General features: G+C 68.1%; 8 protein-coding genes. All 8 read right to left on the reverse strand.

Features of this window, described 5'->3' with window-relative positions:
- Nucleotides 1-56: 56 nt before the first annotated feature.
- The 8 genes from AC5P6A_RS05515 to gspK all read right to left on the reverse strand — a co-directional run bounded on the left by AC5P6A_RS05515 (nucleotide 57) and on the right by gspK (nucleotide 21,711).
- Nucleotides 57-12,449 (reverse strand): filamentous hemagglutinin family protein, encoded by a 12,393-nt coding sequence (locus tag AC5P6A_RS05515; protein ID WP_346714886.1) that lies wholly within the window; start codon nucleotides 12,447-12,449, stop codon nucleotides 57-59.
- Nucleotides 12,450-12,655: 206 nt separating this feature from the next.
- Nucleotides 12,656-13,852, reverse strand: a complete 1,197-nt coding sequence (locus tag AC5P6A_RS05520; protein ID WP_155029658.1) for a substrate-binding domain-containing protein — start codon at nucleotides 13,850-13,852, stop codon at nucleotides 12,656-12,658.
- 254 nt (nucleotides 13,853-14,106) lie between these two features.
- A complete protein-coding gene (gene gspF / locus AC5P6A_RS05525; protein WP_134735426.1) occupies nucleotides 14,107-15,306 on the reverse strand; it encodes a type II secretion system inner membrane protein GspF in 1,200 nt (399 codons plus the stop codon).
- Between the two features lie 7 nt (nucleotides 15,307-15,313).
- Nucleotides 15,314-16,747, reverse strand: coding sequence for a type II secretion system ATPase GspE (gene gspE, locus AC5P6A_RS05530; protein WP_134729052.1), 1,434 nt, complete (start codon nucleotides 16,745-16,747; stop codon nucleotides 15,314-15,316).
- Nucleotides 16,744-19,125: a type II secretion system secretin GspD gene (gene gspD / locus AC5P6A_RS05535; protein ID WP_155029661.1), complete on the reverse strand. Its 2,382-nt coding sequence runs from the start codon at nucleotides 19,123-19,125 to the stop codon at nucleotides 16,744-16,746. Before gspD ends, gspE begins: the two co-directional genes overlap by 4 nt.
- A complete protein-coding gene (locus tag AC5P6A_RS05540; protein WP_171953001.1) occupies nucleotides 19,122-19,649 on the reverse strand; it encodes a type II secretion system protein M in 528 nt (175 codons plus the stop codon). Before AC5P6A_RS05540 ends, gspD begins: the two co-directional genes overlap by 4 nt.
- Nucleotides 19,646-20,809 (reverse strand): type II secretion system protein GspL, encoded by a 1,164-nt coding sequence (gspL, locus tag AC5P6A_RS05545; RefSeq protein WP_171953000.1) that lies wholly within the window; start codon nucleotides 20,807-20,809, stop codon nucleotides 19,646-19,648. Before gspL ends, AC5P6A_RS05540 begins: the two co-directional genes overlap by 4 nt.
- Nucleotides 20,806-21,711, reverse strand: a complete 906-nt coding sequence (gene gspK, locus AC5P6A_RS05550) for a type II secretion system minor pseudopilin GspK (RefSeq protein ID WP_171952999.1) — start codon at nucleotides 21,709-21,711, stop codon at nucleotides 20,806-20,808. Before gspK ends, gspL begins: the two co-directional genes overlap by 4 nt.

Here is a 21,711-nt window from a genome sequence, read left to right on the forward strand (position 1 = left end):
CGCACGGCGTGGATCTACCTTGGTGCCGACCGTTGATCGGCACCGTTGCAAGAGGCCTACCGGCGCTGCGTGGCCTCGTCGCGACTTGCCTGCGGGAACTGGAAGGCACTGTTGGCGTCATAGCCAGCGTTGGCAGTATTGCCACGCGCCGGCGGGTTGATGCTGCTGGTGCCGCTGCCGAAACCGAGGATCTGCACGCTGATCACCGATGGCTGGTTGCGCCGCGCATCATCCTGGCTCTTGCGCATCACATCCTGTGCCGCCTGGCTGGCGCTGTTGGCTGCTGCACTGGCCGAGGCCAGCGCGTTGACGTTCACTGTGGCCAGCACGGGCAGGCCCTTGCTTTCACCCTGTACCTGGATGTTGGCGGCGTTGAGCACCTGCAGCGCGGCCAGGTTGATGTTGCCCGAGACGCGGATGCCAGCTTCGCCCGCATCGATGGTGCCCAGCGGCGCGATCAGGTCGACATCGCCCGGCCGCACTTCGGCAATGGGGTTCAACGTTGCGATGCCTGCACCACTGGCCGGGGCCTGCGGCGACAGGAGCACATTGCCCCAGCCGTCATAGACGCGGCGCGGTGGCGTGTACAACAAGGTGGTCTGCGAACCACGGCCGGCATTGATGTCACCCTGCTCCGACCAGGCCAGGATGTCACCGCCGAACGTTGTCATCACCCGCGACAGGCCCAGCAGCACGCTGTCCTGGCTGAACAGCCGGATGTCACCCTGCCCCTGGGTCACCAGCCCAGCACTGGCCGGCGGCACCACGCCCTGCACACCCACCACGATCTGTCCGCCCGGCGCCATCAGCTCGATGTTGCCGCCGGCTTCGGTACGCACGCCGGAGCCTCCGTACAACAGGATGTCGCCGGTACGGTCGATGGCCGTTCCGGCAGCGTCCTTGTCCGGCATCAGCGTGGCGATGGCCTCGCGCCCGCGCAGGTAAGAACCAACGCGTGGCCCATTCCGATCATTGTACTCGCGCCCACCTTCACGCAGTTCGGCGTAGTAGACCTGGCGCAGGAAGATGCGCTGCTGTTCCTTCGGCAGCCGGTCGAATGCCGCCAGGGCCTCGGCGCCACCAACCGCCAGACCGAAGCGCTGCTGCAGCCACTCCCTCAACTCCTTGTCGTAGATCTTCACCGCCTTGCCCGGTTGCGCAGCCAACGACTGCGAGGGATCGGCGAGGTTGGCCGGATCCAGGTAGCGCGTGCGCAGTGCATCGAAATCAATGGCCTGATTGCCCGCCGTCAAGGCAATGCTTGCGCCCGGGCGCGTATCGCCCTGCACGGTGCCGCCCAGGCTGACGATGCTTCCTGCCTCTTCCTGGCGCAGCTGGCGACCGGCGCTGACCTCGACATTGCCCGGGCCGGCCACCGTCAGATTGCTGCGGATGATGTCCCGGCCCGCCTCGATCCCGCTGATATCGGTTCCGCGGGCGTTGAGCGCGGTGACATCGGCGCTGATGACATCGCGGCCGGCGCGCAGCCGTACCGCCGAGCCCGCCTCAAACCAGTCAAATACGGTACGTCCGCCATTCTGGCCATTGCGCGAGAGCTGCCGCCTGCTGCCGCTGCCCAGCCCGATGATATCGCCGGCCACGGCATAGAACCGGCTGACCGCCGTCGGCGTAGCCGGCAACGACGCACCAAGCGCGGTATTGGGACCGAACGCGAAATACGGCAGCACGGTGTCAGGGCTGGCGGCGTTCCCATCGACGGATACATTGCTGCGCACCGTTCCCGCGTTTCCGGGCCCCTGCGCGATGAAGCCGGGATCGAACGGACCGGGGATGCGGGCATCACTGCTGGAGCGCGCGATCTGTGTCGCTCGGTTGGCGGCCAGGATCGATCCTCCCGCCAGCACCTCCAGCCGTCCCGACGCCGAGGGCGCCAGCAGGATGACGTCCTGGGCATCAGGCACACTGCCGCTGCGCAGATTGGCGAGATTGATGTTGCCCGAGGCTGCAATGGCGGTGAACCGGGAGGGATACAACCAGTAGTTGAGATAGATGTCGCCATTGCTGGCGTTGATTTCGACCACCTCCCTGGCCTGATTGCTGCCGCTCGCATGCTGCGTGCCCACCAGGCCCGGCGACAGATTCCCGCCGGCGGAGAACAGGTCCAGCGCGGTGCGCGGCGTCCATAGCGAGAACCAGCTCGTGCCAGACGCGCGGCTGCCATCATCCAGCACGATCGTGTTGAAATTGGCCACGGGAACCCGGCCTGGATCGGCGGCACTACCCAGCACCACGTCGCCGCGCGCCTGCAACTGCGCGGTTGAGTCGCCCAGCACCAGCACCGGTCCGGCCATCGCAACCGGGCTGTCGGCCACCAGCGGATCCTTCAGGCCCAGTTGCCCATAGCTGGCCTGGACTGTACTGAGGCCACCAATGCGCGCAGCGTCGATGCGGGTATTGCCACGAACATTGGTCACCACGCCATTGACGTCCAGGTCCTGCTGATCCGATGTGCTGCCACGACTGCTGGCACGCAGGCCCGGATTCAGTGCACCCCCGCTGCGCAGGGCCATGTCACCACCGCCAGTGACATGCAACTGGCCATCGACCACGCGCCCGGTTGATCCGACCGCGACCGAAAGCGCACTCGAATGCGGCGAGATCTCGTATCCCAGCGCGTTGCCCATGCTGTCCAGCATGCCCATATGGCGGCCTGCGTCCAGGCTCAGATTGCCGCCCCCCAACGTCCCGAAGCCGGTAAAGCCCACCAGGCGGGGGGTTGCATCCAGTTCGGGCCTCACCGTGCTGTAGGTTCCGAAATTGATCCACCAACTGGTCGGCGTCTGCACGACACCGCCGGTGGTGCCCGTTCCCTGCCGCCACAACCAGTTGCCCACCGCTGCGCTTGAGTGGCCAGCCTGGTCGCGCTGGACCGTGCCCGATTCCGCGCGGAAGCTCCATGTATCGCCGATGATGTCGCGCCCCGCCTCGATGCGCAGATTGCCGCCCTGGTCCGGATACCACGCCTGATAGCTGGCGAGGGCCGCGTCGTAGGCCCCGGAGGCCTGGGTCGAACCAAGCAGCAAGGTGTTCTCCGGCTTCGGCGCACGCGCCGCGTTGAAGCGCGGATCGCTGCCATCACCCAGATGGGTGGGCGTACCTGCAGTGTAGACACCGAAGCCGGATTTCATGCGCACGTCCTGCGCCGCCAGCAGCGCCAGGTCTCCCTTGCCGGTACGCAACACGCTCCAGGCCGGCGAGCCCAGGCGCTTGCCGTAGGTAGTGACTTCGGTAAGCGTGCCGCCGCCGTAGCAGTAACCGGTGACTGCACAGATATCTTCCTCGGACATGCCCATCTCGGCGCCAAGTTCCGACGCAGGCCTGCCGACCCAGGACTCGTCCCCCCACCACATCAGCGAACCCTCCTTGTCCACCAGGCGCGGCGCCGCGCCGCAGAACGGTCCCAGTTCACAGATGTCACCTTCGGCGACACCCAGCATTTCAGCCGCCTCCCGGGGCGACTTGCCGACCAGACTGTCGTCCCCCCACCAGAACAGCGAACCTTCCAGGTTGACGACACGATCGCCTTTCCATTCCGTCGTGGTGGTCACTGTACCGATGGTGCTGTAGTGGCTGTCGGCGAGCACGATGCTGCCGTCACTGCCCCAGCGACGCGTGCGCGGATCGGCAGACGCTGTATCTGCACCAGCCACCGCAGTCAGGTCCCATGACGTGGTCCCTTCGGGCAACATCGAGGCCAACGCCCAATTGCGCCCCTGTCGGCCGCTGGCGTCGGCCACCCGCAGCTTCACCGGAGCGTCGCCGGCCAGTTCCACCTTGGTCATCGAGGGGATGATGGCACCGGCGTGCAGATCCAGCGCGCCGGAGAGCCGCATCACCATCGGCAACGCCACTCCGGCAGGCCAGACCTGGGCCGCCACGGGTGCCGGACTGCGCAGGCGGAAGCCGGCGCCCAGCCGTGCGCCTGCCTGAAGGGTGAGCGCCTGGGCCAGCACGGTGCCTGCTGCCAGCACCTGGCCGCCATCGGTGGTCACCGCCGCCCCCAACACACTGCCGGCGGGCAGCGTGAGCTCTGCGGAAAGTGTCATGGCCACCGGCAGCACCGTACCCGACGGCAATGTCAGCGCCTGGAACGGCAGGTCGTAATTCAGTGTCGCACCGGCGCGGAACTCAGTGCCGATCTGGAGCTTGACGCCCTCGCCGGGCACGATCAGATCGCCACCAAATGCGGTGTTCGGCGAGCCCGCGCTGCGCCCTTCCAGCAGCACCCAGCCGTCCTCATCCGGGTTGGCAGGCGGCGGTGCGAAACCGTCGTTGATGCTGCCGTAGACGTTGATATCGCCCTCGGCGCGCAGCACGAGCGCGGCCGATTCACCGAAGCCACGGCGCGCTGGATCAGTCCGGTTCGAATGCGGCCCGTAGCGGTAGCCGGACAGATCGATATCACCGGCCACCACCAGGTCGCCACGCGGATTGTCATTGCTGCTCCGCGCCACCAGCTGCACGCCGGGACGCAGGCGGTAGCTGCCCAGGGCGGCGGTGCGCTGCTGCAATCCCGTATTGGCCAGCGCGGCGTTCATCCACAGGCTGTTGTCCAGGTCCACCACCGTATCCAGCCATTGCTGGTTGATCACCTGCGGACGATGGCCGTGCACGTCTGGAGCGCTGGCCAGCGGCGCCGAATCGTAGCTGCGGAAGGCGTTGACCTGGAGGTCGCCGGCGCCGGCAATGCGGATGCCGCTGGCCACTTCGATTGCTGCATCGTTGCTGCCCACGCGGGGCACGTTGAGCTTGACGCTGCCGCGTGCGCGGCCGTCGTTCTGGCCCGGGCCGCTACCGGTCGCCACCGACGTACCGGCGCGCAGGTCCATCGAGGAAGCCGCACCCAGCTGCAGGCTGCCGTTGGCAGAGGTCAGTTCAATCATGGCCCGGTTCGGGCTGTCGATGATCTTGCCGTAGCTGTCCACGCGCAGGCCGCTGCCATGCGCGTCCAATGTGCCATCGATACGCAGCACGTCGCGGGCGGACAGGCGGATGCTGCCGACCTGTTCGCCACTGGCATCAACGCGGCCATTGACCTGCAGGCTGCCGCCATCCACGCTGATATCAACGTTTCGGGCCTTCACCTCATCGCCGATCACCAGGTCGCCTTCACTCAACTGGAAGGTCCGGCCACCGGTGATGCCACCGGCGGTAAGCCGAGCGTTCAGGCCGGAGAAGTCCTGCAACCGGCGTGCACGCACCACCAGCTCGCCACCGTCATAGGGCACTTCGGTTCCACCGGCATCGTAGCGACCGCTGGCGCCGCCCAGCAGGGTCCCGGCCAGATCGATACGGCCGCCCTGCGGGCCCAGTGCAGCAACGGTCAGGCGGCCGCCGCGGTTGTTGCGGGCGGAAAGATCGATACGCGACCCGGTGTCGGCAACGATGTCACCTTCGCGGCTCGTCAGCGCCACGTCGCCGCCCCAACTGTACTTGTCCACGTCGAACAGGCTGACCTTGCGGCCGGCCATGTCAAGCACCGCGTTGCTGCCAAGCGTCATGCCCTGGCGGGCATTGGCTTCGAACCGGCCGGACGCCAGCGCCACGCGGCTGTCGATGCCGATCCGTTCGGCCGTGATCGACAATTCTGCACCCAACGCATCGCTGCCCGTGGTCGCCGCAGCACCGCGCAGCTGCACCGTTCCTCCATTGCGGATGGCCAGCTGCGCACCCGCGTTGCCGGTCAGCAGCGGGGTGACGATATCCAGCGCGCCGCCATTCAACTGCCAGCCGCTGCCTGCCACGTAGTCGCCCTGGCGCTGGAAGACGTCCAGGCTGCCCTTGCCGGAGAACAGCATGCGATCCGACGCCGCCAGCGTTACGCCGGCGAAGCCGAGCACCTGGCGATCTGCGGCCACCGTCGAGCTGGACCGGGTGAAGGGCGCACGCCCCAGCTCCAGCACCCGCGTATTGATCTCCAGCTGCCCTTGGCCAAGCCGGCCCACCATCGCCTCGCCGGCTGGTTGGGTCTGCTCACCGCCGGCCAATGCGGTGCCGGCCAGCGTACCGTCCCAGACCAGCGTATCGGCGAAGATGCGCGCGCGGTCGGTAGCGCTGCCGTAGCCGTGAATGGCAGGGGCACCCAGCACCAGACTGCGTAGACTGCTGCGGCCGGTCGCACTGTCACGCGTATCCAGGTCCACGCTGCCGAACACATTGATGGCATCGCGCGCGGTCAGGCTGAGCGCCTCCAGCGCCGGCGCGCCGGTGGCGGTGTTTCCGCGCAGTAATCGCTGCAGTACCTCTTGGTTCATGGTCATGCCGGCCGGCAGGCCACCAGCTGCCGCTGCCGTCGCAATGGCTTCGGCACTACCGAGGTTGAGGGCCGACATGCCCAGGCCGAGCTGGCGCGTTCCATAGCTCACTGCGTCGCCAATGTTCAAGGCGCCGTCGGTGACCACATTGATGCTGCCTGCCGACAGCAACCGGGTCTGGCCACTGCAGTCCACCTCGCATCCGCCGATGTCGATCGCCACCGGACCGGCGGCACTGCCGCCCTGCGCACTGAGCGCCGTCAAGCGCTGGTTGGACACGGCAAGCAGGCCGCCCGACACCAGATAGGGCGCCGTGGCCTGCGCCACGCGCGAGGGATCGGCTCCGGCCAAGGTATCGATCGAAGCGCCCTGCTCGACCAGGATCCCCTTGCCCCCGAACGCAGCCGACAGCAGCACTTCCTGCGCCGTCAGGGTGACGCCGTTGCGCACCACGATGTGCTGCGCACTGCCCTCCAGCGAATAAGTCGTCGCGTCACGTCGCAGCACGCCGCCGATCAGCATCGTTTCCGGGCGGAACGCATTGAGCGCCGAATCGAAGAGGGTGGCACCGCTTCCACTGCCGGCACTAACGCCCTGGGTGGCGATCTCCAGCATCGCCTCATTGGAAGCGAGCAGATTGACCGAAAGCGTGCCGCCCCGTCCGTCATTGCTGCCGGCGTTGAAGCGTGACACGCCCTGGAAGATCGCGGCTGGCACGCTCGAACGTCCGGCGCCATCACCCAGCACCAGGTTGAGGTTGCCGGCATCCGTTGGCCGCCAGCGCAGTGCTTCACCACGCCGCTCGGCCACGCCCTGTACGAACGCGCTGTAGGAGGTCTCGTTGTAGCTGGCATGGCGGCGCACCACATCCGCCGGCGTCAGCACCAGATCAGTGAGCAGCGATGAGACTCCACCCCCCAGGCTCTGCGCCTGGTGTCCACTGACGCGCCAGGAACCGGTGCCGGTCGCTACTGGCTGTCGGCTGCCGACGGCGCTTTCAGCCCCGACTTCGACGCGGAATGCGCCCTTCTGCAGTGCGTAGCTGGCCGGCAGCAGCGTGTAGGTTCCCGCCGGTAGGCCTGGAACCCCGGCAGGGATGACAATCTGCTGGCCAACGCGCGGATCGGCGCTGCCGTCAGCGAGCGCCTGCGGCGCGTGCGTGCCCGAGCGTCCCGGCATGATCGCGTAGACCGCATTGTCACTGCCGCTGAAGCGGTAGCGCGGGTTCGCATCCGCCAGCGCATGCCGCAGGACGTCCACCGAGCCACCCCGTCCGGCCACGAATGCAGCGCCGGACAGCTCGCCGCCGCCGGACATGTCCAGCACGCTGCCCGCCACGCCATTGAAGGCGTTGGCCACGATGTCGATACCGATCGGGATGTTGTTCGAGCCGGGGCCCAGCACATCGAAGTCGGCACCGTTGCGGCGCCAGCCAACACCATCCACGGTGCCGCCAAACGGCAGCTGCAGGCCCGCTCCGCTCACCGACGTCACACTGCCTGCAAGCAGGTCGACGCGGCCGGCGACATCGGCGTTGAACTTCCGGCCGCCGAGCTGCACATGGCCCCACGGCACCTGCACATTGCCGCCCTGCACCACCGTCGCCGCCACCAGCTCCAGGCTTCCGAACGCAGAATCCGGTGCCGGTTGCGCGCCGCCTGCAATGCCATGAATGCGCAGCACGGCGTCGGGGTTCTGCCAGAACGGCTCGCCTGAAGGTCCGATGTCGGGGACGCCGGCCACGATGCGTCCCTTGGCCCGGGCTGCCGGGTACAGGCGTGCGGCGCTGATGTCGATAGACCCCGGGCTTGCCAGCGTGGAGACCAGCGAACTGCTGGCGACCGGGGCCAGCAAGCGGATGTCACCGCGGCTGCGCAGCGCGACCTGATCAAAGCCCGCCAGCCAGGTCACATCGCGCAGGTCGATCAGATCGGCGCCCACCTCCAGGCGATGCTGCCGGCCGGCGTCGAGGGGCGCCTCCAGCGGGCGCAACGTGCCTTCGCCGGCCGGTTGCCACCAGCGGCCCTGCGCAAGGCGGACATACGGCGCGGCCAGTTGCAGGTGGCCGCCCTCGCTGCCACCCGGGACGAAGCCGAGGTAACGCTCGTTCAAGCCCTGGATGCGCAGGCTCTGGTCCATGCGCAGATTGACATCCCCCTGCGCACGGATGTCACCGAACAGGGCCAGATGATCGAAACCACCGGCCTCGATCTGCTCCACCGACAGTGCCGCGTGGCCGTACTCAAGGCGTGCAGGCAGGTCCGCCGTCTGCGCGGCGTGCTGGGTCAGTGAGATCATCCGCGGTGCCAGCACGTCGTTGCCGTTTGCCGTCCTGCCGTAGGTGCCACCACCGAAGGCAACCCCCAGGGTGCCGCCGCGCGCGCCGTCGCCGCCGGCCGCTGCGTTCAGTTCACCCTGCAGGTACAGGGAATTGCCGCTGCGCAGCACGATGCTGCCGCCATCGCTGTCCACGCGGGTGCGCCCGCTGCCATCGATATCGAGCAGCGCCGACGCACCGGAGGCATCCAGCCGCGCCCCACGCTCCACCACCACGAAGGTATCGGGTGGCAGGTGGCGTACGTTGTCCTGGTCTTCCCAGTCCAGCGCGCCCCCGATCTCGATCGTTCCGCCCTTGCGCACCTGCCCGCGCAACGTCCCGCGCGCGTCGCGCAGCGAAACGGTATCGCCACTCACGTCCAGCAGCGCGCCATCGGCGATCGTCCACTGGCGCTCGCGGCGTGCATCACCACGTACACCGGATGGATCGAACGCCTCATCCAGGCGGATGCGGCCGCCGGCTGCCTTCAGATGACCGGCCACGCTCAGGTTGCCGGCGCTGGACAGTTCGATCGACTGGCCCGGGTCGACCTCGATCCTGGCCCCCTTGCCAACGCGCAGGTCGGCCGTGGACAGCAGATGCCCCGCGCGCAGTGTCAGGCTCGCGCCGCCACGCTGCGACACGCGACCACTGCTCGGATCGGCCTCGTACAACGATGGCATCCAGGCCTGCACGCCCTGCTCGCGGACCAGAGCCTGTGCTGCGCCGTCGGCCAAGCGCAGCGCAGGTCGTTGCACCTGCAGCGGGGTGCCCTCTTCAACCGTCAAACCGTTGTGACCGGCGATGTCATAGCCGGCGAAGCCGCTGTTGAACAGCGCTGCCTGCAATCGCAGCGAGGCTGCCGATGCTTCCGTGCCAGGCACGCCGATAGACACCGCACCGCCGGTTGCCAATATGAAGTTGCCGCTGCCATTGCCGAGCGCGCTGAAGCGCGCGCCCTCGCCGAAGCCCAGCCGGCCGCTGCCGTCGGTCGCAACCTCGGTGCTGGCCGCGAGCAGACTGACGCTGCCGCCCTTGCCGACGCGCCCCTTGCCGTTGGCATCGATCGCACCGCCGGCATCAACCAGAATCGCTGCTCCCTGGCCCACGTCGATATCGTGGCTGCTGTTGAAGCGCACCTGCCCGCCGTCGATCCACGCCTGTGCGGGACCGCCCTCCGGCGCTGCAAGCGCGTTGCTCCAGCCACCGCCAAGATCGATCCGGGCGCCGGCCGCGACATCCACCGCACCACGTCCGGACGTCAGCAATGCCGTGGGCCCGCCAAGCGCCGCAAGCAGATTTCCGGCTTCCACCTGCCCGCCGGCAATCTGCACCGTTCCACCGAAGCTGACGCGGCTTGCGGTGAGCCCAAGCCGGCCGCCCTCCTGCAACCTGAGCGTGCCATCGAGGTCGATACGGCCGGCCGAAGCGAGGTCCACCTGCCCCCATCGCTGGGCGCTCAGCACCTCACTGTCCAACCACACGGTATTGCGCTGTGCTTCCCCGACCGGCGCCTGCAGCGTCCACGGCCGGGGATCGGCCTTGAGCGCTCCAATGCGGACATTCGAGTCGAACACCGCGCTGCGCCCGCTGTTGTCAAAACGCCCGAGCCACAGCTGGGCGTTGCGGGCCACCGCCGTCTGTGCCTGCGCATAGCCCTCCCGCCCCTGATCGGGCCGGCGCGTCTGCTGTGCGCCCTGGAAGGCCATCGTATCCACCTGGCCCTCCAGGACGGCCGTGGGCGCCGAGATCAACAGGCGGCCAGCATCGCGTCCCACGGTGTAGCCATTGTCGAAGCGCTGGCCCGGGGCAACCAGCGGATTGCGGAACGATTCGGTCACCCCCCAACGTTCCTGCTTCACTTCATAGCCCTGGTACAGGCCGTCGTACAGCATCTCCGCCGGCGCGTCGTCAAGGCGGTACAACTGGCCATCGCGGCCACGCAGCCAGCTCTGCTGCACCACGCCGGACTGCACATCCAGGCTGCCACCAGCCAGATTGATGTGCGAACCGGCGTGGCTGACGACTTCCTTGCCTGCCAACTGGACGGTGCCGCCCTGCGCTGCCCATTCGCTGATCGAATGCCCCTGATTGTCCAGATAGCCACCCACTTCCAGCAGGCCGCCGCCGGCATACCAGCGCGTGCCTTCATAGCCACCGGTACCGGCGGCAACTTCGGTCAACTGGCGGCGGTCGATCCACACCTCGCTGCTGATCAGCTTGCCGCTGTCACGATTGTCCGGCGAGTCGCGCAGCTCGTTGCCCTGCACCTTCACCTTGACGTTGTTGCTTTCCATCGCCACCTGCACACCCACCGCACCGGAGACGTCCACGCGCGCGCCATCATCCAGATAGCTGCGCCGGCTGGCGTCGGCGATCACCTGGCCGCCGGTGGCCACTGCCAGCGAGCCGGCCTGGAAGTTCACATCGCCGCCGGACACGACTTCGATGCGCGATTGCTCGCGGCGGTCCTGCAGGCGCGAGAGATTATCGAAGGTGCCACTGTTGCTGGAACCACGCAGCTTGTCCTGCTCGGCCGATTCCTTGATGAGCGCGTTGCGCTGGCTGTCCAGCGCCGTGCTCTTGCCATCGTCCTCCAGCAGTACTGCCGTGGTCGACCCGGCGGCCAGAGTCACGCTGCCGGCCGCATCGGACGCCGAGTTCAACAGGTGCACCGTACCGCGCTGGTTCAACGTGGTAGTAGCAACGGCCACTCCAGCCTGCTCGACGGTGCGGCCGGCCAGCGTGACATCGCCTTCGCGCGCCTGGATCAGACCACTGTTGCGAACACTGCCCGCCGTGCTGTCAGCGACGAAGCGCGGGGCAATCTCATTGCCGCGGGTGGTGGACGCGGTGTTCTGGGCGGTTCCCACGCCGCGACGGATCACGAAACTGTCACCGGCGGCCAGCTGGGCCTGTCCCTTGCGGGTTTCAATCTGGCCCGCGTTTTCCACGCTGTGGCCAGCCAGCAGCACATAACCGCCGCCCCGTGTAGCCGTGGTCGGTTCGTGCGTGGTGATGCGTGCACCGCGTTCGACCATGACCTTGCCCACGGCGTCGGTCAGCGCCGAGGTGTTCGCGTCGGCACTGTACAGGCCCTGCTCGCGGAACTGCGCATCGCTGATGCGCGCCGCCGCCGCGACCAGATTGCGGACATTGACCTGGCTGTTGTTGCCGAATACCACACCGTTGCGGTTGGCCACGAACACCGTGCCATCGGCCTTCAGCTGGCCGAGAATCTGGCTGGGTCTTGCAGCGGGATCATTGACCCGGTTCAACACGGCCCAGTCGGGGTTCTGCAGGAAGTTCAGCGTGGTGTTGCCACCAATGTTGAAGGTCTCCCAGTTCAGGATCGCCTGGTCGGCGGTCTGCTCGATGTTGACCAGCACCCGCCCCTCGGCGGTCTGCGACTGGATGGCCTCACGGGCGTTGATCCAGCCACGGGTCAGCGGATTCTCGTCGACCTTCAGGCCATCCTTGCCCAGGCCATCGGCCACTACGAAACCCGCCTCGCGGCGCGCCTGCCGTGCCTGCTCCTGCAGGCGCTGCTGCAGGGCGATGGCCTGCGCGGCCGTGCCGAGGTTGTCGATCGACTGCTGCAGCTTCTGCCGTGCCGCATCCTGCTGCTGCGCGGGCAGCTGGAACTGGATCGGCACGCCATTGGGCATGCGCCCGCTCTGTGCCGCCGCGCCCTGCGCCGCACCGCGCTCGGCGAACCAGCCGGGGCTGAACGCCCGTTGGGCCTGAGTGGCCGGAGCCACCACGCTGCCCAGGGCCACTGCGACGGCCCAGGCCATCGGGTGGCTGCGCCACAGGGCAGCAGGGAAACGGGCTGTGGGCGAATGCGGGTGCGACATCGGGGACCTCGTCAACCTGATGGGCCGCGTCGGCCGCGGCGTGTGTACGGATGGGCCTGCGCCAGGCACGCCCTGCACCTCATAGACGGTGGCGACGGCGTGAAGGCGACAGGCGCATCACTGTCATGCAGCGGACATACGCAGAAGGCGCCGGCATTACTGCCGGCGCCCTTGTGCGTTTCCTGCAAAGACCAAAGCAATCGCGGTTACAGCGGACGGCCGATGCCCGAGCAGGTGCTGGGGTTGTTCACGGCACCGGCGTTGGTGGCGGTCGCAAAGCGGGTGCGGACCGCATCACGCCAGGTCTTGGTCAGCGGAATGAACTTGTGCGCGCGGATCGCGTCGTCGTTCGGCCCCTTCTCGACGCCGTTGCCATCGACGACACTGCCGTAGTGACGTGCCAGGAAGGCACGCACGTTGGCGCCCACAGTGCCATTCTTGTAGCACTGGCCGAACACGAAGTTGGTGTAACCGGCAATCGGATAGCCCGCGTTCGGGTTGCCGAACACCGGCACCCAGTTCGCCGGGTTCTCGGCAGCGGCACCGGTCGGCGGCGCAGCGGTTTCCAGCGTGGCCTGCACACTCACTTCATCCGGCGAGAAGCCCTTGACCTTGGCGATCTTGGTGGCATCGGTCAGGCTCGGGATCACGTCCGGACCGACATAGCCGACGCGGCCGTCAACGGCATAGACGGCGTTGTACAGCGCGGTGCCACCGGTGGCCGGGGCAGCGATGAAGTTCGACGGCACGCTGGTGAACAGGTTGGCGAAGGTCGACTGCACCGAGAATGCCGGCACGCCGTTGGTCAGCTTCAGGTTAGTACCCGACACGTCAGCCGGCTGGCAGGCGCTGGTCAGGAAGCGGGTCAGCAGTTCGCTGGTGCCGCTGCTTTCGCCGCGGTAGACGACCTGGATGGCGCCGGTACGGCCCAAGCCCGCCAGCTGGCTCCAGTTGTTGATCTTGCCGGAGAAGATGCCGCAGATCTGGGTGACCGACAGGTCAACCGCCGAACCGGCCTTGTTGAACGGAATGGTGACCGAGGTGGCGACCGACGGGATCTGCACCAGTGCGCCATAGCGGTTGGCGTCGCCGGACACGTTGTAGGTGCTGTTGTAGGTGCTCAGCTCGGTGCCGCTCAGCACCGAGTCGCTACCGGCGAAATGCACGGTGCCGGTGGCCTGGAACAGGCTGGAATTGTTTTCCAGGAAGGCCTTCTTGCCGGTGCCCGAACCGGTCACGGCATAGCTGAAGTTGGCCGGCAGGATGCTGTCGGCCTGGCCCTTGTACAGGTCGGCCGGCAGCGAAGCGCCGCCGCCGGTGACGGCGGTCTGGGCCGAAGCGGCACCAGCAGTGGCCAGCAGCGCGGTAGCAACCAGCGCGGCCAGGGTCTTGTACTTGTTCATGATCTTCTCCTGAAGGGTTTACTGCGAAGGGAAACGCCAAGGGAGGAACGGTCACTACACGCCTGCTGCCGCCGAGGGCCTCCCAGCCCACTCTGCGGCGACGTGTCCATGCTGGTCCGCACCGATGACAGGCCGCTTAAGAAACCTGTGGAAGATCGAAAAAAGGTGTGGAGGATTGTGTGGAGAATCGAAGGCACGCCGTGCTGCGCGCTCGCCGGGCATGGCCCGGCGCTACCCGTGTTGCGCTTTGCGCATCACTGCACCAGCTGGTTCATTTCCATGATCGGCATCAGCACCGCCAGCACGATCGTCAGCACCACGCCGCCCATCACCAGGATCATGGTCGGTTCCAGCAGGGCGGTCAGCGCCATCGCGCGACGCTCGATCTCGCGTGAGATGGTCTGCGCGGCGCGATCCAGCAGCGGCGCCAGCGAACCGGTCTTCTCGCCACTGGCCACCAGATGCACCAGGATCGGCGGATATACCTTCTGTACCTTCAACGCAGCACCCAGCGCAGCGCCTTCGCGTACGCGCGCGGACACGTCATCGGCACAACGCGCCAGCAACGCATTGCCCAGTGTCTGCCGGGCAGCTTCCAACGCGCGCAGCAGCGGCACGCCGGCATCCAGCAGGATCGCCAGTGTCGAGGCGAAGCGCGCACTGTTCACACCCAGCACGAAACGCCCGACCATCGGCAGCCGCAGCAGCATCGCGTCCCAGCGCAGGCGCAGCTCGGGCCGGCGCAGCGCCAGTCGCCATGCCACCACCAGCGCAGCGATGCCCAGCCCCGCCCACACGCCCCAACTGCGCACGAAAGCACTGGCCGCCAGCATCACCTGGGTCAGCATCGGCAGCGTCTGCCGCGCCTGCACGAACGCGGTCACCACCTGCGGCACCACGTAGCTGAGCAGGAAGATCACGATCGCCACCGACACCAGGCTGATCGCCGCCGGGTAGATGAAGGCGGTCAGCACCTTGGCCTGCAGCGCGTTGCGCTCTTCGATGTAGTCGGCCAGGCGCTCCATCACTCGCGCCAGGTCGCCGGAGTCTTCACCCGCCCCCACCAGGGCCCGATAGATCGGCGGGAAATCGCGAGGCCGCGCGGCGAGTGCCACGGTCAGGCGCTGGCCAGCACGTACATCCGCACGCACGGCAGTAAGCGCCTGCGCCACGTGCGGGCGCTCGGCCTGCTCGATCACCGCACTCAATGCAGCTTCCAACGGCAGGCTGGCGGCCAGCAGGCTGGCCAGCTGGCGCGTGGCCCAGGCCAGCTCACTGGCTGACAACCGGCGAGCACCCCAGCCACTGCCGGCACTGCGCGCCGCACTGACCTGCACAGGCGTCAGCCCACGCCCGCGCAGCAGCTGACGCGCACCGCGCGGGCTGTCGGCGTCCAGCTGGCCTTTCTCGATGCGGCCCTGCGCGTTGGCGGCCTGATAATCGAACAGTGCCATCGTCGTCTCAGTCGTCGCCGGTGACGCGCAGGATTTCTTCCAGCGTGGTCACCCCGCTGTCGACCCAGCGATGGCCGTCCTGCCGCAACGTGCGCATGCCGGCGCGCCGCGCGGCCTCGCGCAGCGCGGGCTCGCCCTGCCCTTCATGGATCAATGCGCGCACGCGGTCATCGACCACGAACAGTTCGTGGATGCCGGTACGACCCCGATAGCCGCTGTTGGCGCAGGCCGCACAGCCCACCGCGCGCCACACGGTTCGGCCTTCGCCATCCACCTCGGCACGCCGGCACTGCGTGCACAGCCGGCGCACCAGCCGCTGCGCCAGTACGCCGCGCAGCGACGAAGCCAGCAGAAAGGGCTCCACACCCATGTCGGCCAGGCGGGTCACCGCCGAGACCGCATCGTTGGTGTGCAGCGAAGCCAGCACACCGTGCCCGGTCAGCGACGACTGCACCGCGATCTGTGCGGTCTCCAGGTCACGGATCTCGCCGATCATGATGGTGTCCGGATCCTGGCGCAGGATCGCGCGCAGCGCGGTGCCGAAGCTCATGCCGATGCGCGCATTGACCTGGATCTGGCCGATGCCGGCGAAGTCGTACTCCACCGGGTCTTCCACGGTGAGGATGTTGCTGGTGCTGCTGTCGAGCTGGCCCAGCGCGGCGTACAGCGACGTGGTCTTGCCGCTGCCGGTCGGCCCGGTCACCAGCACGATCCCGTGCGGCTGCCGGATCAGCCCGGTGAATGTGGCCAAGGTGTCATCGGCCATGCCCAGGCGCTGCAGCTGCAGGCGGCCGGCATCCTTTTCCAGCAATCGCAGCACGGCGCGCTCGCCATGCCCGGTCGGTACAGTGGAAACACGGATGTCCAGCGGCCGCCCGCCCACGCGGATCGCAATGCGCCCATCCTGTGGCAACCGCTTCTCGGCGATGTCCAGGTGGGCCATGATCTTGATGCGCGACACCAGCGCTGCATGCAGTGCGCGCCGTGGATGCACCATGTCGCGCAGCGTGCCGTCCACCCGGTAGCGCACCACCGAATGGGTCTCGAACGGCTCGATATGCAGATCGCTGGCACCGTCGCGTGCAGCCTGTGCCAGCAACGCATTGATCATGCGGATCACCGGCGCATCGTCCTGCGCATCCAGCAGGTCGGTGACCTCCGGCATGTCCTGCATCAACCGGTCCAGATCGACTTCACTCTCGGCGGCCCCCACCACGGCAGCGGCATCGCCGCCGTCACGGTACTGCTCGCCCAAGCGCTGCTGCCAGGCTGCCGCATCCAGCATCTGGAACGGAAGCGGGCCATGCCGCCGGCGCAGCTCGGCCACGGCCCACGCTGCGGTGTCGGCGGTGCCCAGCAACACGGGCTCGCCGCCAACTTCGGACAGCATCACGCCATGGCTGCGCACCCAGGCGTACGCCAGCGGCGCGGAAGCGCTCACGGCCCGATCACCAGTTCCGGCGTGTAGCCCAGCCCGCGCAGCTGCTGCAGCGCAGGGTCCAGCGTCGCCGGATCGCGCGGCAATCGCACGCGCAGGCGTTGCCCGCTCTCGCCGGGCGTCGCTTCAGCATAGGCCTGCAGGCCCAGTGCCCGCACCTGCGCCACGCCCTGGCTGGCACGCGCCGGGTCCAGCCCCTGCGCGAACTGCACCAGCTGCGCATCGCCGTCACCGGACGGATACAACGCGGCCAGGCTGGTGTTCTGCAACGGCTGGCCCCGGCCATCGCGCGCATTGCCCTGGCCGAGTACAGACAGGTCCTGCGGTGGCAGCTGCGGTGCCGACAGCGCCGGCAAGGCCCAGCTCTGTACTGGCTGCGCGCCCGCCTGCGCGTTGCGCATGTAGTCGTAGCGGTCGCGGGTCAGGCGCTGGCCGGCGGCCGGGTCACGCACCACGTGCGGGCGCAGGAACACCATCAGGTTGGTCTTGGCGCGCTTGCGCGTGTCGCTGCGGAACAAGGCGCCCAGCACCGGGATCTTTCCCAGCCCCGGCACCGCATCACGGCCATGGCTGACGCTGTCTTCCAGCAGGCCACCCAGCACCATGATCTGGCCATCGTCCAGCAGCACGCTGGTATCCAGGGCGCGCTTGTTGGTGATGATGCCGGCCGTGCTGTTCGCGCTCTGCGCGTCGATGCTGCTGACTTCCTGGTAGATGTCCAGCTTCACCGTGCCGCCTTCGGAAATCTGCGGGCGCACGCGCAGCTTCAGGCCCACGTCCTCGCGCACGATGGTCTGGAACGGGTTGTTGCTGCCGCCGCCACCGTCGGTCACGTAGCGCCCGCTGACAAACGGCACGGTCTGGCCGACCATGATGCTGGCCGCTTCGTTGTCCAGCGTCATCAGGTTCGGCGTGGACAGGATGTTGGCGCCGCCCTTGCTCTGCAGTGCGTTGGCCAGCGCTTTCATGTTGAGGATCTGGCCGACACCTGGAAGGTTGATGGTGCCGTCGATCACGCCGATCTTCAGGCCATCCCGGGGAAGCACGTCCAGCGTGGTGCGGGCACCGGTATTGAGTCCACTGCCGCCGGTGGCGCCACCGAAGTGGGTGCCACCAAAGGTGCGTCCATTGCCCAGCATCCACTGCACGCCCAGCTCGGCCGCATCGGTCTGGTTGACCTCCACGATCAGGCTCTCGACCAGCACCTGTGCACGGCGCTGGTCGAGCTGGTCGATCACCCGTCGCAGGTTGCGGTACACCGGCTCCGGCGCCGAGATCAGCAGCGTGTTGGTGGTCACGTCCGCCTGCACCGAGATGCCGTTCTGGCTGAAGCCGGTGCTTCCCGCATCGATCGGGTCACGCCGGCTCGGGTCCAGCCGCTGCGATTCCAGCGCATTGCTTCCGGTCTTGGCCTGCTGCGGTTGCGACGGCTGCGCCGGTGCGGAACGGCTTGCATCGCCAGGCAGTGGCGTGATGCCTTCATTGCTGCCCACTGCCGGCGCATCACTCTGCCCCGCAACCACGCCGCGCAGCACGCCGGCGAGCTGATTGGCCTGGGCATTGCGCAGGTAGACCACATGCAGGTTGCCGGACTCGTCCTGGGCGCGGTCCAGCTTCTCCACCAGCTGCCGCGCCAGACGGGTGCGGCCGGGGCTGCTGGAACGCAGCAGCACACTGTTGCTGCGCGGGTCGGCCATCACCACCACCTTCTGGCTGGGCTCGGCGCCCTGCGCATCCAGCAGCGGCGCGACCATCGCCGCGACGTCCACAGCGATGCCCTGCTGCAGCTTCACTACATCGGTGTCCATGCCGGCCGGAGTATCGACGCTGGCGATAACCCGTGCGATGCGCTCCAGGTTGTCGGCATAGTCGGTGATCACCAGGGTGTTGTTGCCGGGGTTGGCAGTGATCGGATTGTCCGGACTGATCATCGGCCGCAGCACTGCCACCAGCGCCGCAGCATTCTCGTAGCGCAGAGGGAAGGTGCGCGTGGCGATCTCACCCCCTGCACCACCGGCGCCCACCCGGCCGCCAAGCAGCTTGGCGTCGGCCTGCGGCACCACCCGGCTGACGCCGCCGTTCTCGACCACCGCAAAGCCGCGCATGCGCAACGCCCCGAGCAGCAGCTGATAGGCCTGGGTACGGCTGACCGGGCCATCGGAAACCACTGTCATCTTGCCGGTCACCCGTGGATCGACCAGGAACTGGCGCCCGGTGAAGCGCGCTGCCATGCGCAGTACGCCACCGATATCGGTATCCACCAGGTTCAGCTGCACCGGCTCATCGCCTGTGTCCTGCGCCGCCACCGGCGCCGGCATGTGGGCCACGCCCACGATCAGGGCCAATGCGGCACTGCAGGCAAGGCTGCGCATCGCCCTCATGGATGGGCACCCGCAGGGGCCACCATCACGATGTGTCCTGAAATCCGTGCCGCCGGCATGTTCGCATCCCCTGTGCGTGTCAATTGCAGCTGCTGCAGCTCGATGGCAGGGTCGGCCAGCAGCGGCAGCAGCCAGTTCCATAGCGCATCGGCAGGTACGGCCCGTACCTGCAGGTGCCAGCGCCCGTCGCGCGCTTCGATATGCAGGCCGCCAGCCAGACCGGCGGCCTTGATCTGGTCACGCAGTCCGGCCAGGGTCGGATGCTGGCCCTGCGCCAGCTGCTGGCGCTCACGGGCGTGCAGCAGCGGTGCCAGTGCGCGCTGCTGCGCCTGCAGCCGTGGGAGTTCGGCCTGCCAGTGCGTGCGCTGCTTCAGCAAGGGCTCCAGCCATAACGACCACAGGCCCGCCACCAGCAGCGCCACCACCATTACCCACAGCATCAGCCGGTCGCGCGGTGGCAGGCGTTGCCAGCGCTGCTGCACGCCCGCCAGCCCCTCGCTCAGCCGCAAGGTTCGCGTCGTCACTGTCCCGCTCCGCTCACCCGCAGGCGTCCACCGGCATCGCGCACCAGCTGCAGCCCCTGCGCCTGCACCGCCTGCTGCCAGCGCTCAAGCCGCTGTGGATCGTCGGCCAATGCCCGAGCCTCAGCGTCCAGCTCCAGGTACACCTGCCCGGGTTGGTAGTGCAGGCTGTGCACCTGCCCCGCCAGCTCCGGAACCGCGTGCAGCGTGCTGGCGACCTGACGCTGCAGCGCCGGCAACGGCGGCGCTGGCGGCGGAACCGCAAGCGCTCGCCTTGCCTGCAACACCGGGTCCACCACATCGGTGATCTCCGGGAAGCGTGCGCTGAACTGCCGTGCCATGTCCTGCTGCAGCGCCTCACCCTCGATCCGCCAACGCGAGACCTGCCACTGCAGCCCAAGTGCGGCCAACAGCACCGCCGCCAGTGCCAGGCCGATCGCCAGTCGCGGCGCCTGACGGCCTGCGCCGGGCAGCGGCAATGACCAACCCGGCAAGGGGCCACAGGCCTGCAGTTCATGCGCGACGGCGGTGGCCGGCAGGCTGCCCGGCCACGCCGGCGGTACGCTGTCGATCCATTGCACGGCCTGCACGCCGGCCTGTTGCAGGCGGGTGGCCAACGCCTGCATCGCCGCAGACGCATCACGTCCGCCATACCATTGGACAAGTCCCCGATCGCGCCCGCTGCGCACCAGCAGATGCTCGCCGCTGACCTGCAGCGTGGCGTGGCGGTCCTGCCAAGGCAGCAGCAGTGGCGTCGGATACAACGCCTGCAGCTGCAGCGCGCACGAGGCCAGCAGCTGCTGCGCCTGCGTAATGGCCTGCTGGCCGAGCCAGGCCACCGGAACCGTACCGTCTGCCGCCTGCGCACCGTGGGCCAGCGCCACCTCCTGCAGATCATCCAGCAGCATGGCCTCCACCTCGCCCTGCAACGCCGCGTGCAGGCGGCGCCCGGACAGCGGCGGCAGCTGCAGTTCCAGCAGGATCAGGTCGTTCGGATCAAGGCAGGCGTGCACCGTGGCCCGCGGATGCCGCAGGCCCAGCGCCGCCAGCGTGTCGCGGCCGTGGGCGAGCACCTCGCCCTTGTGCAGCTGCGCCCAGTCCACTGCGCTGTCAGCGCGCAGGTGCGCCAGCGCCGGCAGGCGCACCCGAAGCTGCACGGTCATGCGCCGATCCTCGTCCACACCCGTTGTACACGCACCCCGTCGTCGCGGTACTCGCGCCAGAGCAGCGCGCGGAAATCAACCGCGCTGCCGTCGGCCTGCACCCGGCCGACGGCCAGGAACCACTCGCTATGGATACCCAGCGGAAGCACGGCCATCTGTTCGTTGCTCAGTTGGAGTCGGTTGGCGATGTCACCGCGGTTGAGCAGCCAGTGGCCGGCGTCGCGCTCAGCGAGCAGCGCCTGCAGCCTTGCCGGTTCCACCGCAGGCGTCACTGCCTGCAGGACGCTCAGGTCGCAGGTATTGGCGTTGACCAGGGTCTGCGCGGGCAACACCACTGTGCGCCGCGCCAGCGCCTGCAACGCCACCGGGTCGGCGCCGGCCAGCGCCTGTTCGATCAGTGATTCGCGCGGCAGCGGCGCCTGCGCCGGCATATCGCCGTCGCGCAGGCGCGCCTGGATGCGGTCCACTGCGGATGCGCAGGTGCCCTGGCCCAGCCCCTGCCCGGCACACAACGCGACGAACGCGCCCCGCGCCTCGGGGTCCGGCCTGCCATGTGCCAGCAGGTTGCGCAGGTTGAACATCGACTGCGCATCGACCAGCTGCACCTGCACCGGCAACGGCGCCTGCAGTTCCAACGGGCGCGCCCAGCGCCCGCTGCGCACCGTGGTCAGCTGTTCCTTGACATCCTCACGCAGCTGCTGCGCCGCACGCTCCAGCGTGGCATCCACCGCCATGCGTACCTGTGCGCGCAACTGGTCGCCGCGCAGCGCACGCAACTGCGCCGACTGCCGGGTCAGCAGCGCAGTGGCAATCACGGCCACCAATGCCACCACCAGCAAGGCGACGATCACCGCCACGCCACGCTGGCGGATGCACGAGACCGAATGCGTCCGGGCTGTCAT

The sequence above is a fragment of the Stenotrophomonas sp. YJH_SMC_20 genome (assembly GCF_059367845.1).